15 protein-coding genes and 1 other RNA gene are annotated in these 15,610 nt (G+C 32.2%); 12 read left to right on the top strand and 4 right to left on the bottom strand.

All coding sequences use genetic code 11. From position 1 onward, the window contains the following. Positions 1–163: 163 nt before the first annotated feature. Positions 164–2,293, bottom strand: coding sequence for a transglycosylase domain-containing protein (locus tag ACSULM_RS07145; RefSeq protein WP_436861674.1), 2,130 nt, complete (start codon positions 2,291–2,293; stop codon positions 164–166). Continuing rightward, a complete protein-coding gene (gene recU, locus ACSULM_RS07140) occupies positions 2,290–2,916 on the bottom strand; it encodes a Holliday junction resolvase RecU (RefSeq protein WP_436861673.1) in 627 nt (208 codons plus the stop codon). The genes ACSULM_RS07145 and recU overlap by 4 nt, the downstream gene beginning before the upstream one ends. Positions 2,917–3,167: 251 nt before the next feature. Between recU and ACSULM_RS07135 the strand changes: the two genes are divergently transcribed. The 9 genes from ACSULM_RS07135 (at position 3,168) to ACSULM_RS07095 (ending at position 12,723) form a co-directional block, all read left to right on the top strand. Further along, positions 3,168–3,509: a DUF1798 family protein gene (locus ACSULM_RS07135; RefSeq protein ID WP_436861671.1), complete on the top strand. Its 342-nt coding sequence runs from the start codon at positions 3,168–3,170 to the stop codon at positions 3,507–3,509. Then, positions 3,503–4,069 (top strand): DUF1273 domain-containing protein, encoded by a 567-nt coding sequence (locus ACSULM_RS07130; protein ID WP_436861670.1) that lies wholly within the window; start codon positions 3,503–3,505, stop codon positions 4,067–4,069. Before ACSULM_RS07135 ends, ACSULM_RS07130 begins: the two co-directional genes overlap by 7 nt. A gap of 12 nt (positions 4,070–4,081) precedes the next feature. Next, on the top strand, positions 4,082–4,438 hold the full coding sequence (gpsB, locus tag ACSULM_RS07125; protein WP_436861668.1) for a cell division regulator GpsB: 357 nt from the start codon (positions 4,082–4,084) through the stop codon (positions 4,436–4,438). A 250-nt stretch (positions 4,439–4,688) separates the two neighbouring features. Beyond that, positions 4,689–5,064, top strand: an RNA gene (rnpB, locus tag ACSULM_RS07120) — RNase P RNA component class B. Between the two features lie 165 nt (positions 5,065–5,229). Next, positions 5,230–6,363 carry a THUMP domain-containing class I SAM-dependent RNA methyltransferase gene (locus tag ACSULM_RS07115; RefSeq protein ID WP_436861666.1) on the top strand — a complete coding sequence of 378 codons (1,134 nt, stop codon included), beginning with the start codon at positions 5,230–5,232 and terminating at the stop codon, positions 6,361–6,363. Between the two features lie 39 nt (positions 6,364–6,402). Next, positions 6,403–7,308, top strand: coding sequence for an EamA family transporter RarD (gene rarD, locus ACSULM_RS07110; protein WP_436861665.1), 906 nt, complete (start codon positions 6,403–6,405; stop codon positions 7,306–7,308). 201 nt (positions 7,309–7,509) lie between these two features. Then, positions 7,510–8,145, top strand: a complete 636-nt coding sequence (locus ACSULM_RS07105) for an NAD(P)H-binding protein (RefSeq protein WP_436861664.1) — start codon at positions 7,510–7,512, stop codon at positions 8,143–8,145. Between the two features lie 237 nt (positions 8,146–8,382). Then, complete coding sequence (locus tag ACSULM_RS07100; RefSeq protein WP_436861680.1) at positions 8,383–11,823, top strand: dynamin family protein; 3,441 nt, start codon at positions 8,383–8,385, stop codon at positions 11,821–11,823. An 18-nt stretch (positions 11,824–11,841) separates the two neighbouring features. Then, positions 11,842–12,723 (top strand): 5'-3' exonuclease, encoded by an 882-nt coding sequence (locus tag ACSULM_RS07095; protein WP_436861663.1) that lies wholly within the window; start codon positions 11,842–11,844, stop codon positions 12,721–12,723. Between the two features lie 116 nt (positions 12,724–12,839). Here ACSULM_RS07095 and ACSULM_RS07090 read toward each other — a convergent pair whose 3' ends face one another. Next, the gene (locus ACSULM_RS07090) at positions 12,840–13,244 is read right to left on the bottom strand and encodes a ribonuclease HI family protein (protein WP_436861662.1); all 405 of its coding nucleotides are present in this window, start codon (positions 13,242–13,244) and stop codon (positions 12,840–12,842) included. Between the two features lie 169 nt (positions 13,245–13,413). Here ACSULM_RS07090 and ACSULM_RS07085 point away from each other — a divergent pair, with 169 nt between their 5' ends. Next, positions 13,414–13,995: an RBBP9/YdeN family alpha/beta hydrolase gene (locus ACSULM_RS07085; protein ID WP_436861661.1), complete on the top strand. Its 582-nt coding sequence runs from the start codon at positions 13,414–13,416 to the stop codon at positions 13,993–13,995. Positions 13,996–14,011: 16 nt separating this feature from the next. Here the strand turns inward: ACSULM_RS07085 and ACSULM_RS07080 are convergent, their stop codons facing one another. After that, complete coding sequence (locus tag ACSULM_RS07080) at positions 14,012–14,716, bottom strand: queuosine precursor transporter (protein WP_436861660.1); 705 nt, start codon at positions 14,714–14,716, stop codon at positions 14,012–14,014. Positions 14,717–15,124: 408 nt separating this feature from the next. Between ACSULM_RS07080 and ACSULM_RS07075 the strand changes: the two genes are divergently transcribed. Together ACSULM_RS07075 and ACSULM_RS07070 are read left to right on the top strand one after the other, a co-directional pair. Then, the gene (locus ACSULM_RS07075; protein WP_436861659.1) at positions 15,125–15,319 is read left to right on the top strand and encodes a zinc-finger domain-containing protein; all 195 of its coding nucleotides are present in this window, start codon (positions 15,125–15,127) and stop codon (positions 15,317–15,319) included. 18 nt (positions 15,320–15,337) lie between these two features. Further along, positions 15,338–15,595, top strand: coding sequence for a NifU N-terminal domain-containing protein (locus ACSULM_RS07070; RefSeq protein WP_436853872.1), 258 nt, complete (start codon positions 15,338–15,340; stop codon positions 15,593–15,595). The last annotated feature ends 15 nt before the right edge of the window (positions 15,596–15,610 follow it).

Here is a 15,610-nt window from a genome sequence, read left to right as displayed (position 1 = left end):
GTTATTAACATCTTACAATAGAGTGCCGTTTATGGGCATTTTTTTATGAAATTTTAAGAGTGTTGCACTTAATATTACAATCCGTCTTATAAAAAGGTATACAAAAAACCCGGTATCCATGTTTGAATACCGGGCTAAAAAGTATATTTATGAACTTTTAAATTTATCGTGCTGAGCTCTGTTGGCTACTAGAGCCACTTGAACTATCTCCGCCACCTTGGTTTTGTGGACTTTTAGTAGTTGTGTTGTCGTCTGGGTGACCACTCACTGAAAGGCTGTCTTTAGAATTTCCAGAAACAGAATCAGGTTTAGAGAAGTCTTGACCATCTCTTGGTGAAATACTACTCATTACATCTTCTAAAAGATATTGAGGATATTCTTGTTCACTATGTCCGACGAATGAATTAACGCCACCTTGTTTAACTTCACTGAAGCCCATCCATACAGACATACTGTATTTTGGAGTGAAGCCATTAATCCACACATCTTTTGCCGCATTATCTGGTAAGCCATATTGTTGGTAAGTTTGTTCACCATAAGTACCTGTACCAGTCTTAGCTGCAAGATTAACACCTGAAACACCATGTCCATAAGCAGAACCATATGCTTCGAATGTACCTTTCAATACTTCAGCTAACATATAAGATGTAGATGCTTTCATAGCTTTTTTACTTGTGTGATCATACTCTATCGTTTCACCATCTTGTTTAACGACTTTCTTAATAGAGTGCGCATTGTTATATTCGCCACCATTAGCAATTGCTGCAAATGCTGAAGCTAACTGAGTAGGTGAGAATTCAGATGCTGAACCACCTAATACTTCAGAAGGTCCAATGTCACCGTCATAATCTAATCCAACATTTTCAGCAAAATCTTTCGGTGCATCGTTACCAGCATTTTCTCTTGTAGATTCCCAAGCTTTAAGTGCTGGAATATTGAAACTTTGACGTAAAGCATCATAAAGTTTTACAGTACCATGACTCTTCGTATCATAGTTTCTAAAGGTAACACCATCAACTTGATAAGCTGACTCATCTTGAATCGCATGATTCGTTGCCCATGACATATTCTCAATTGCTGGACCATATGCTAAGAAAGGTTTTAGTGAAGATCCGGTAGGGTGAGCATCTGTAGCTAGGTTTCTATCTACAATGTCTTTATAATTTCTACCACCAGAGATTGCGACTAAGCCGCCACTTTCACTATCTACAATTGAAGAACCAACTTGTTGGTCTTCATTCTTATAATAACTACCATTGTTCACTCTATCTTGCAATGTTTGTTGAACGTCTTTATCCATGTTTGTATAAATCTTGATACCACTATTTAATACAGAACCTAAATCATCGTTTTTAAACGCTTTGTTGTTCATAAGTTCAGATTTTACAAAGTTTACATATGAATCATATTCTTCACCTGTATTATCTTTACTTACTTCACGCTCTTTAGAAGAACGTTGAACCAAATTGTCTTCTAATGAAGTTTTTTGCGCCTCTTCTTTTTGTGCTTTGGTAATTCTATTATGATATTCCATTAAATAAAGCACAGTATCTTTACGAGATTCAGCTTCTTTAGGGTGATCATAGATGTTATACGTATTTGGAACCTGTGGTAAACCAGCAAGATAAGCAGATTCTGCTAAATTTAAGTCCTTCAAATCTTTATCAAAGTAATATTTAGCTGCGGCTTTTACGCCATATACACCATCAGAATAATAGATTTTGTTTAAATACATTTCGAATATTTCATCTTTACTGTACTCTTGTTCTAATCTATATGATAGGTAAGCTTCTTGCGCTTTACGCGCAATTGACTTTTGATCTGTTAAGAATGAACGTTTAACAACTTGTTGTGTTAGTGTAGATGCACCTTGAGATCCAAAGCCACCTGTTACGTTCTTCGCAACTGCTCCAAATAGACGTTTATAATCTAATGCACCGTGATCATAGAAGCGATTATCTTCAGTAGCTAATACAGCTTCTCTCATTGTTTTTGGTACGTCTTTTAAATCGACATGTTCACGACGTTGACCATTATCTAGCGTTTTAACCAAATCCCCATCTTTATCATAAACCTTGGCTGGGATTGGGTCTTGTAATTTTGATTCCGTAAATGCAGGGGCTTTCCATGCATAATACGCAAATAACAAAATACCTATTAGTGCTAGAACGATAAATGCAATGATGAGAAAACCAAAGATTTTAATTATCGTTCGCTTTATATTCCTATTCTGTTTTTGTTCAGACTTTCCATCATTGCTATTTGCTTGGGAAGTCTTCTTTTTTTCCGTCATACGCGGTCCTCACTTTCATCTAATATCAACTTATCAACTGTTTTGAGGTAATTCAATCGTGGTTGATACTGATAAGGAATATAGTAACCATTTTTTCTCATTTCTTCAACCGAAATCGACTTTTTAATCTCTTTAATGTGTCTTTCCCAGAATTTTTTAAATTTTGAATAGGGGAGTAAGTACACTTCATCGAGTGTTTTAAAGCGAATCAATAAAAAAACAATGCCCTGTTGCTGATAACATGCCTCCATATGTTTCACTTGGTGTTCATGCATATTATTTAGTGGAAATGAAGTTTTGTTTTTAGTCTCTTTCGCTTCAAAATCTAAATAACGACCATTATAAATGCCATTATAATCAGTTGTCGACGGCGTTCTGAAATAAGCCTCATTTATTACTGCCTTACTTCTCATAGGATAATGAACATTCACTATTTGAACTGGTGTAGGCTTTTTATGTATGACAGCCATACCATGATTCAAATAATACTTATTCGACTGTTCGATATCATTTTCAAGTGACATACCTCTGCCACCATAATCAATTCTACGCGTTTGCTCCTTATGAGTTCGTCCGACCTGAGACTTATTTGTGTTAAATGGTTTTCCATTTGGGTAATTCATTTGTTTTTCACCACTTTAGTTTGGCAATCAAAAACTTGTTTCATTATACATGATTTTGACAAATTTTTCCAAACTATAAAATATATAGCAATGCATTAATAAATACATCACAATCATTTTAACGTGCTTTGCCCAATTAAACAATATTTGAAGCAAAATAAAATATAGAACTAACATAAATGTTAGACGACACTTTAAAAATGACGACTTTCACCATTTATGGTAAATTTGATATGTAGGAGGGGAGCCTCATGCAACAATTATTAACTCAACTTTTAAATGACATTTCAGAGATGCAACAAAAATTTGACCATGTCAAAGCAACAGACAATGACTATGATTTTTATTCAATTGTAGTGCCATTTACACAACAAATTGACCAACAATTAAAAAAGTTCCGTTCATTTGAAGCTCAAATTCTTCAATTAAACTACATGAACAAACAAAAATTTGACTTGTTAGTTTCGAATATTGAATCCTTGTCAGTCGAATGTCATTTTAAAAGAACGAGCAGAAAACTATTCACAGAAAAATTAAAGGCTGTCCAATATGATTTAAGCTATATTCAAAGAAATGAGTTCTCACTATGGTAAAAACTATTTTCGTAACTGGTTATAAGTCGTTCGAATTAAACATTTTTAAAGATGACGCACCTGAAGTTTCCTATTTAAAGGCTTTTATTTCTCATAAATTAGAACAATTGATTGAGGAAGGCTTAGAATGGGTATTAATACAAGGACAGTTGGGTATAGAATTATGGACAGCTGAAACAGTAATAGATTTGAAATCAACTTATCCAGAACTTAAATTAGGTATTGTGACTCCATTTTATGGTCATATAGATAGATGGAATGAACAAAACCAAGCTAAATATCATGCGATTGCTCAACAGGCAGACTATGTTGATAGTGTGTTTCATACACCATATGAAGGGCCACATCAGTTTAAGCAAACAGATCAATTCATGCTTGATCATACGGATCTAACGCTTTTAATCTATGACGATGAGCAAGAGGCAAGTCCAAAGTTCTTTAAGCAGATGTTAGTTGATTTTATGGAAAAAACAAATTATACTTGTGATATTGTGACGTTTGATGAATTAACTGAATTTATCAACGACTTACAGTGGTCTCAAGAACAAAGTTTCGAATGAGGTGGAGAAAAAATGTCAGAAGTTTCATTAAAATTATCAGCAAAAGATATTTATGAAAAAGATTTTGAAAAAACAATGACTCGTGGTTATAGAAGGGAAGAAGTAGATGCCTTCTTGGATGATATCATAGCTGATTATCAAAAAATGGCTGATTTAGATAACGAAGTGGTAAAATTATCCGAAGAAAATAACAAATTAAAAAAAGAACTTGAAGAGTTACGATTACGTGTTGCTACATCGAGACCACAGGAAAATAAAAACTTCTCTTCAAGTCATAGCGCTACAAATACGAATAGCGGCAACAATAATAACAATGTCGATATTTTAAAAAGAATATCTAATTTAGAAAAAGCTGTATTCGGCAAATAAAACTAGCTATGCAATAAAGATTAAATCATTTTTAATGATGTATAGCGATAATCCTAAAACTACTTCTCTATAAAATGAGAAGTAGTTTTATTTTATAGAGAGCAATTTATAAGTTAATACCCATACATGACATCAATTCATATTAGTATTACAATAATTGCGCATGTATGGGTTATCTTCAAATTTACATAGACTTATCTATATTTTTGTTTGTTTAGCTTCATGATTAATGATATAATTCTTAAGATGGTGTTTCGGGTAATCGCTATAGCGATATAGAGGAAAGTCCATGCTCACACAATCTGAGATGATTGTAGTGTTCGTGCTTGATGAAACAATAAGTCAAGGCATTAAATTGACGGCAATGAAATAACCTAAGTCTTTTGATATGGTTAGAATAGTTTGAAAGTGCCACAGTGACGTAGCTTTTATAGAAATATAAAAGGTGGAACGCGGTAAACCCCTCGAGTGAGCAATCCAAATTAGGTAGGAGCACTTATTTAGCGGAATTCAACGTATAAGTAAGATACACTTTTAAAAAGTGTATAGACAGATGGTTACCACCTGCGTACGAGTGTCTCTAGTACACGTTTGCAGTACAATGGTACAAAACATGGCTTACAGAAATATCATCACTAGACCCAAGCTCTCCCAAATCGGAGAGCTTTTTTCATTGTTGTGACAATGACATTAACAAAATATATACAATGAAATCTAAGTCGATGTCATATCTATTTAAAATAACTTTTGATAAAATAAATACAAATCTTTAATTAAGAAGGAGCAAAACAATGTATCAATTATTAGCTGTATGTCCAATGGGATTAGAAGCAGTTGTTGCAAAAGAAATTCAAGAACTCGGTTACGAAACAACTGTTGAAAATGGCAAAATCTTTTTTGAAGGTGATGAAACTGCAATTGTTAAATGTAATTTGTGGTTAAGAACAGCCGATAGAATCAAAATTGTTGTTGGTCAATTTAAAGCAACGACATTTGATGAACTATTTGAAAAAACGAAAGCATTACCATGGGAAACCCTCATCGAAGAAAATGGTGTTTTTCCTGTACAAGGAAGAAGTGTAAAATCTACACTATATAGTGTTCCAGACTGTCAAGCGATTGTTAAAAAAGCGATTGTCGAACGATTACGTCATGCATACAAAACACGTGGTTGGTTAAATGAGACTGGTGCAAAATACCCAGTTGAAGTTGCATTATTAAAAGATCAAGCACTTTTAACTATAGACACTTCAGGTTCTGGTCTTAATAAACGTGGTTATAGACTTGCTCAAGGTGAAGCACCAATTAAGGAAACACTTGCAGCGAGTTTAATTCGTTTAGCCAACTGGACAGGCGATACACCTTTAGTTGATCCGTTTTGTGGTTCGGGCACAATTGCAATAGAAGCTTGCTTAATTGCTCAAAATATTGCTCCTGGTTTCAACCGCGATTTCGTTTCTGAACAATGGGATATTATGCCAGACCGTTTATATGATGAAATGCGAGATGAAGCCGATCAAGCAGCTAATTATGATCGCAAACTTGAAATTTATGCTTCAGATATCGACCCAGAAATGATTGAAATTGCTAAAAGAAATGCCGAAGAAGTTGGATTAGCAGATATTATCCACTTTAGCGTTAAGGATGTTAATACGCTAACTGTCGAAGAAGCAACTCCAGTTGCATTAATCGGTAACCCACCATATGGCGAACGTATTGGGGACAGAGATAAAGTAGAAGAAATGTATCGTTATATTGGCCAATTGATGCAACAACACCCACAGTTATCTACATATATATTAACGAGTAATACAGAATTTGAATTTTTAGCTAATAAAAAAGCGACAAAACGCAGAAAATTATTCAATGGGTATATTGAATGTACATATTATCAATATTGGGGCAAAAAAGAACCACGTAAATAGTAAAATCGTTTGATTTATTAAGGGAAAGTGGTGGTACAAGTGAATAGTGAGTTTAAAAAGGGTATTATATTTGCATTTGGTGCATATTTTTTATGGGGCATCTTACCCATATATTGGGATTTAATTAAAAATATTGGAGCATTTGAAATATTAGCTTTTAGAATTGTTTTATCTATGATTTTTATGCTTCTAATCATTATCTCGAGTAAGTATAAATCTTCATTCAAAAGAGATGTTAATCAACTTTTTGCAAATCCAGTTCAATTAATTGCAATTGTTGCAGCGGGTTATGTGATTACCATAAACTGGGGGACTTTTATTTGGGCAGTCACTAACGGACACGTATTACAGTCTAGTTTAGGTTATTATATTAATCCTTTAGTTAGTATTTTACTTGCGGTCATATTTTTAAAAGAGCGCTTTAATAAACTTGAATGGATTGCAATTGCTCTAGCGGTAGTTGGCGTGCTTTATATGACTGTGAAAATTGGAGTCTTCCCAGGTATTTCTTTATTACTTGCTACCTCTTTTGGTATTTATGGCTTAATTAAAAAAGTAGTTCCAATCGATGCAGTAAGTAGCATTACTATTGAATGTATTGTCACAGCACCAGCCGGCTTTATCTATCTGTGGTACATTTGGCAAAGTGGGGGCATGTCATTTGGAGCAAATCTATCTTCTTTTTGGTTGATTTTCTCTGGTGTCGTAACCGCAATTCCACTAATATTATTTTCAGCTGGAGCAAGACGCATTCCTTTATCATTGACAGGCTTTATACAATATATTGGACCAACGCTCATGTTTATTTTGGGGATATTCTTATTTAAAGAACCCTTTGATATTGATCAGTTGATTACTTTTATATTTATTTGGATTGGCATTATTATTTACAGCATTTCTCAATATTTCAAAATCAAAAAGGATAAAAATCCTGTAATTAGTTAATCACACATAAAAAGCTCTAATCTTACAATAGATTAGAGCTTTTTATATTAAATTAGATGCGGATGTAACTCAAAGCTACGTTTAAACGATATAAAATTGGATATTCGTATAATGAGATTATAAAAAATTTAACTGCTAATATCCTATTTTTATAAACCTGCAATATAGTACCTGCATATAATAATAATTAGGAGTGATTTAATGACTAGAGTTTTAATCATTGGTGCCAATGGAGCAGTTTCTAAAGCAACAATAAACGCATTTTTAGAAAATACATCTTATACATTGCGCTTGTTTTTAAGAGATGCTAACCGTTTACCTGATTATGCTTCGGATCGAATCAGAGTTCGTGAAGGAGACGCGACCAATTACGAAGATATGGACCGCGCTATGGAAGGTGTAGATATAGTATTTGCAGCTTTATCTGGAGATTTAGCAGAAGCTGCGCGTACGATTGTTGACACTATGCTAAAAAATAATATTCAACGCTTAATATTTGTCACATCGCTAGGTATTTACAATGAAGTTCCAGGTGACTTTGGCGCTTGGGTACAAGCTCACACTAAAGACTATTTATCAACTTATAAACGGGTTGCAGATATTATAGAAAATTCTACGCTAGACTACACAATATTCAGACCCGCTTGGTTAACAAACACCAATGAAATTGATTACGAAATCACGAAAAAAGATGAAGCATTTAAAGGTACAGAAGTATCTCGTAAAAGTGTTGCAGTATTAGCAGTTCAAATTGCCAAACAACCAACAATGCTCCTAAAAGATAATATTGGGATTCACAAGCCAAATACTGATTTTGATAAACCAAGTTGGTATTAATCTACGTAATTAATAAATTGCCAAACAAAAGGGATATAAAATAAAACCTTAAATTAAAAAAGAAGACTTTAAAATAATAGGCGGTGAAATCTGAGTCAATTTTACGACTCAAATTTCACCGTTTTTATTGAATATATGTCTTAAAACTCATTAAATTTAAATACTTCCTTTAGACATGCAATTATTTGTTATACAATAAGTATTAATTACATAAAAGTAATAAAGGGGATACAAATGATGTCTAATACACAGCAACTCGATATTTTATATAAATTAAAAAAAGAAGTCGAAAAATCAAATAATAGTAATCTTGTACATATTATTAATCAAGTTATTAAAAAGGTGTTTTTGGAACAATATACAGCAACATTTGTTGGTCATTTTTCTGCTGGAAAATCGACACTTATTAATTTATTGCTAGAAGAACAAATATTACCAAGTTCTCCAGTTCCAACAACTAGTAATACTGCAATTGTCTCGGTATCTGACGAACCGGGAATTATTGCAAATTTAAGTAATCAACAATATACAATTTTAAATAACTACGATGAAGTAAAACAAATGAATCGTGAAAATTTTGATGTTGAATCTGTAGAAATTAAATTTCCATCTGATAAATTCACACAAGGATTTACATTACAAGATACACCAGGTGTAGATTCAAACGTTTCAACACACCAATCAAGCACTGAAACGTTCATGTATACAAGTAATATACTGTTTTATACCGTTGATTATAACCATGTTCAATCAGCGTTGAATTTCCAATTTATGAAACAACTTAATCGTGCAGGTGTACCCGTCGTATTTGTCATTAATCAAATCGATAAGCATAATGAAGACGAAATCACATTTGACACCTTCAAAGCCCGTGTCGAAAAATCAATAGCAGATTGGGAAATCAAATTAGACCGTACATTTTATGTATCAAAATTCGATCATCCTTTTAATGAAATTAATGCACTTTCCTCATATCTAGTCGAAAAAGATCAACATCGTGAAACGATAGAATCTTATGTTGAACGCATTGTTAAATTTATCACAGATGAACAACTGTCCTACATCCAATATGAAATTCAAGATTTATTAGATAAATTAGATATATATGAAGCGGATTTTGAACAAGCTTACCTTAATTTCAAGCAACACCAAGAAGTAAGTGAAGAAGCTAAATTATTAAATAATCCAGATCAGCTATATGAATTTCTAAAACAAAAGCGTAAAACAATTATTGAAAATGCATATATTATGACACATGATACGAGAGAAACAATTCGTATTTATTTAGAAAGTCGTACTAAAGACTTTTCTGTTGGAGGATTGTTTAATAAGAAAAAGAAAACAGAAGAAGCACAACAACAACGCTTGAATGATGTACTTGCACAACTACAAGATAAAATAAATCAAGAAGTGCGCCAACCATTAAGAGAAGATATGTCATTTTTAACGCGCTTCATCAACGATTCTGAAATAAATGATGCAATACTCAATCAACATTATGTAATTCCACCAGAATTGATCACAGATTTATATCAAATGCAAATTTCGATTAGCAACCAGTATGTCTTAACATTCTGTGATGATCTCATGAAAGCTATAAAACAATTTATCGCCAAAGCATCAGCCCCATTATTTCAAAAAGCTATTCAACACGCGCAAGCTAGTGATATTGGTACAGAACAAGAAGATGACTACAATGATTATGAAAAATTTATGGAAATGCGTAATTTAAGAGAATCGCTAGAAACGCAAAATTATAAACACTATTATATCCATATAGATGATTCACTTGATAAGCTGATTGATAGAAAAGAAATAAGTTATACGCCAAAATCTACAACACATGAAACTCAAAAACAAACTAAAGTTGATACCACTTCAAATACCGATTCTATAGACGAAACACAAAACATTAAAAATGCACTAGATGTCATCAAAGATGTCCCGTTGTTTGATCAAACAAAACAAGATATTGAAGATACGTTAGCAAGATTAGATAAAAAGATAGTTAAAATCGGGGTATTTGGAACATTTAGTGCAGGTAAGAGTAGCTTAATCAATGCACTTTTAGGCGATCATTATTTAGTAAGTTCTCCAAACCCAACAACTGCTGCCATGACTGAATTAACATATGGTCATGACAGCCAAATAACTTTAAAATCATCGGATCAACTTTTAGAAGAACTCAATAATGTGTTTGAAGTTGAAAATAAATCATTCGATAGTATAGCGTCATTTTTAAATAAAAATACAAATAAACTAAAAGCAAACTTAGAAAAAAATAAATTGGCATTTGTTAATGCTGTCGAGCAACATTATGATATTTATGAAAAGATGTTAGCAGAAGGTCAAACACATACCATTGAACAAGATGAAATTAGAAAGTGGAGTGCTGAAGACGAATATGCAACTTTTGTAAATACAGTCCATTTGAAATTACCTTTAGATTGGTTAAAAGATAAAATTATCGTCGATTCACTTGGTTTGCATTCAAATAACCAACGCCATACCAATGAAACTGAAAAAATTCTTACATCATCTGATTTAATACTCTATGTCAGCTATTTCAATCATTCATTTACTGATAATGACAAACGCTTTATTGAACATATGAAAGAAATGAATCAACTTAATGATAATCAAGCATTTAAAATGGTTGTTAACGCAACAGATTTAGCAGAAACAGATGAAGATTTAAATGCAGTAATTGATTATGTTGAAGATGCATTAAAGCAAGTAAACATGGACTCAGAAATTTTTGCAGTGTCTAGTAGAGAAGCATTAAAATCTAATGATGAAGGCATTAATAAATTACAATCAAGTATTCAACGTTTTGCACAAATTGAATCTAAAACTATTTTACAACAACAAATGCTTAATCAACTTGCACATATTTCTGAAGCATATGATCAAATGATAGAAGAATTTAAAAACAATAAATCACATATAGAACAACGTAAACAAAAATTAAAACAATATAGTGGTAATACAATTTTCAGCAATAATATACTACAAATTGCTGAACAACGTGCTTCCAATGAAGTAGAAGATCAAGTTTACCACTTGAATGAACGTCTAAAATTACAATTACAAGATGAAGTTAAATCTATATATAATGGACAAATGACCAAAAACAGTAATTTCACCGATGAAAAACGTCAGTCAACTAAAATTTACTTAGATCAAATCCATCAACGCTTATATTTAGAACAATCATTGCTTGTAGAGCGCGTTAAAAAATATTTCCACCAACAGTTGCATACGGAAATCGCACCATTAAAACAAAAATTAGAGCAACTACATGTATTTATTGAACCGGAATTCGAAAAAAGTCAAATCGAACTTAATGAGCCATTTTTAAAAATCGATTTAGAAAAAATGATACACGCTTTACCAAAAACATTAACCAAAAAGAATATTTTGCAACCAAAAACTCAGAGTGCCATACAAGAACAAATTACACATGAAACTATTACATTACTCGCATCGTGTATAGCTGATTTAAGACAGGCACTCAATGATATAGTTGCTAAAATGGAGCACTATGCAGAAGATAGATTCAATGACTTTGAGCAAGATGTACACCAGCAAATTAACGAACTCTTAGCCTTTGACATCGATGACGCACTAATAATGCAATTACAAGAATCCAATGTTCAACTTAAAAATTTATTGTAAAAAGAAGAGGTACTTTAAATGTCTAAAAAAATATTATTAATTGATGGAATGGCATTATTATTTCGCCATTTCTTTGCGACAAGTCTCCATAAACAATTTATGCGCAATTCATCTGGTATACCTACGAATGGTGTGCAAGGATTTGTCCGCCACGTGTTTACTGCGATTAATGAAATTCAACCAACACATGTTGCAGTTTGTTGGGATATGGGCAAATCGACTTTTAGAAATGATATGTTTGATGGATACAAACAAAATAGACCTGCACCACCTGAAGAACTCATTCCACAATTCGATTACGTTAAAGAAGTCTCTAATCAATTTGGTTTTGTAAATATTGGTGTTCAAAATTATGAAGCAGATGATGTCATTGGCACACTTGCTCGACAATATTCAGATAATAACCAAGTGTACGTTGTAACAGGTGATAGAGATATTTTACAATGTATCAATAATAATGTTGAAATTTGGTTAACTAAAAAGGGCTTTAACATTTATAACCGTTATACACTTGACCGCTTCCAAAGTGAATATGGTTTAGAACCATTACAACTAATAGATGTTAAAGCATTTATGGGGGATACAGCTGACGGCTATCCAGGTGTGAAAGGTATTGGTGAAAAAACTGCGATTAAACTGATTCAAAATCATGGTACTGTAGAAACCGTTTTAGAGAAATTAGATCAATTAACACCAGGACAACGTACTAAGATAGAAGCCAACGTAGATAACTTGAAACTCTCTAAAACACTTGCAGAAATACACACAGAAGTCCCATTAAATACAGATGAATTATTGGAATCAATGCACTTTGGCACGGAACTTTCTAAGATCCTATCGATTTGCCAAGAACATGAATTGTATGTCTCAGGAAAGTATTTATCTACACACTTCAGTTAAAGGTTTGTCAAATATACCTGAATTAAAATTCACCCAATAAATTTAATACATTATCAAAACAAATAAAGCGCTTGTCCCTCTATACATTGGACGAGCGCTTTCCTGTTTAATCCAAGCTATTTTTTGTTTGATTTTGTAATTCGATACAAGGCATTTTTTGCATGATGATTCGCTTCTTTATTTTGATTTCTAGGTATCCATCTCACAAAAAGCAAATCAAATTGTTGTTCTAATTCTAGAATTTGCCGATAATATGGTTTGAATTTTTCATTTTTAACATTACCTCTATTGACACTATCTTCAATTAATTTCGAATCTGTATAAACTAAAGCCGTGGTAACTTGATGCGCTAGTGCACATTCTAAGGCAAATACAAAAGACGCCCATTCAGCACTATGATTATCCATGACACCTAAATGTTTTGTATGATGAATCTGTTCACTGTCTGTTTTTAGCACAACAGCACAAGCACTTTCACCTGGATTTCCAGATGTTGCAGCATCAAAATAAATCTTCGCCATATCTTCACCCTCATAAATATATTTATATTTATACTAACAAATTAAAGTCATTTAAACTATATTTCTATTATCAATGCTAATAAGATGTCCAATCAATATGAAATGTGTTAGACTCAAAATATATTCTTACTATAAAAGTCGGAATTAAAAACGAAAGAAGGTTATCATCATGAAAAATATGTTTATCATACATGGCTATCAAGCCACAACAAAAAGTCATTGGTTTGAATGGCTGGCTTCAGAAATGAAAGCATACGGTTATTATACTGAAATTGTTTATTTGCCAGATTCAAAACATCCTGAAGCCGACAAGTGGTTTAATGCAATTCAAGCACGTCTAGACAATAATATAAATGAAGAAACTCTTATCGTTGCACATAGTTTAGGCGTAGTCTCTGTTTTAAACTATTTGAGTAAACTTGATGCTTATCCAAAAATTAAAGGACTCTTTTTAATATCTGGTTTTAGTGAACCTTTAAACAATATACCCGAGCTAAATCAATATTTGGCTCAAACTGAAATTGATTTCAATAAAATCTTTGCCCAATATATTATTTCTATCGGTGGGGACCAAGATCCCATCGTTAACATAGAAGCAACTAAGCGCTTATCCCAAGCATTAGGCATTGAAACAAAAGAAATTGAACATAACGGACATTTTTTAGATCGTGATGGATATACCAAATTTGAATTTTTAAAAAATGAAATAGTCAAAGTAATACAAAACAAAAACTCTGAAATCGGTACATAACCGATTCCAGAGTTTTTTAATAACCTTCGTCCAACTTATTAATTTTTCCTTTACGATACATTGATTTCGCCCAATATCCGAATGGGACATTAAATATCGTTGAAATCATTTTCAATAAATAAGTTGTAATAAATATTTCAAATACTGCTGAATTAGGCATCGATCCATAAAATGCAATCAACACGAACAAAGCAGTATCAATAATATTACTTATAATCGTACTTCCATATGCTCTAAGAATAAATGTTTTATCTGAACTAAAAACTTTTTTAATAAGTGAAAACAATAGCACATCTAAATGTTGGCCAATTATATAAGCAATAACTGATCCTAAAGCTATTCTAGGAACCAGGTTAAAAATAGCATCTAATGCTTGTTGAGATGTATCTATAGGTGATGGCGTAAAATGTAATGACATTTGCATAACAATAATCATTACAAGCGTTGAGCTAAAACCAATCCATACAGCACGCTTTGCAATTTTTCTACCATAAATATCATTTAAAATATCTGTTGCTAGATATATGGACGCAAACATCACATTTCCTAAAGTTGCAGAAATCGTAAAAATATCTATTGTTTTAATAACTTGAATATTTGCAATAACAGTTCCAATTGCGATCCACGCAATCAAACCATGCTTTCCGAAGCAACGATACATTGCTACTAATAGTAAAAATGTCACCAGAAAGGTGATGACACCAAAAATTTCATTAAACAATTTAAACTCCTCCTAAATTTTGATTATGCGGGTGTTTAGAAACCGCAAAATAAACAACTCAGTAATTTTATCAGATAAATTTAAAATTACAAGTAGCTTTAATAACTAATTAGAAAAATTTCACATCTAACTTACTCTTGATTTTAATGATTAAACAATAATACTTACAAATGCTATAATAACTTCAAGTGTCAATATAGTTTTCACTATCTTAGCAAAGAATTAATAATACTTGCCTAAGTATTATTTAAGCACATTATCAAAAATGTTTTAATAGGACTATGATGTGAAAAGTAATATTAGAATTATATTCGCTACCATTGGCAGTTGATAACATTAATTGATAGAATCGGACTATGCAAAGTAATTTGTCTTTAGTCTGCAGTTATTTTTGAGTATTATAGGAGCGTGAGCAATATTCTAACTTATCCTGAAAAGAAAGCAATTGCTACAATAGATCATTTAATGAATACCTATTGCGATCATTGTTTACTTAAACAACACATTAAAAAAACTGAAGGCAAGACACAAGCACACCATTTTTGTATAAGTGAGTGTTCAATAGGTAAAGAAATTAAACAATTAGGAAATGAATTACAATAATAATTAGGAGGCCCATTCATGGAAATTAGAGAAGTTACACAAACACCCAATCCAAATACAATGAAAATTGTATTACAGTTATCAGGTGAAGATTTTAAGCCCAATACTTATTCAAAGGTGAAAGACGATCAACCTGAATTCATCAATGAAATTTTAAAGATAGAAGGTATTGCTTCTATTTTTCAGGCTATGAATTTTATATCTGTAGATAAAAAAGCTGATGCTGAATGGGATGACTTACTACCTAAAGTAACCGATACCCTAAATGAAATTTAAAAAGGAGGTTTCTTT

The sequence above is a fragment of the Staphylococcus caeli genome, assembly GCF_051413795.1.
GTDB lineage: Bacteria > Bacillota > Bacilli > Staphylococcales > Staphylococcaceae > Staphylococcus > Staphylococcus caeli_A.
The sequence above is the reverse complement of the archived record's forward strand: the minus strand, read 5'-3'. Positions and strand labels throughout refer to the sequence as shown.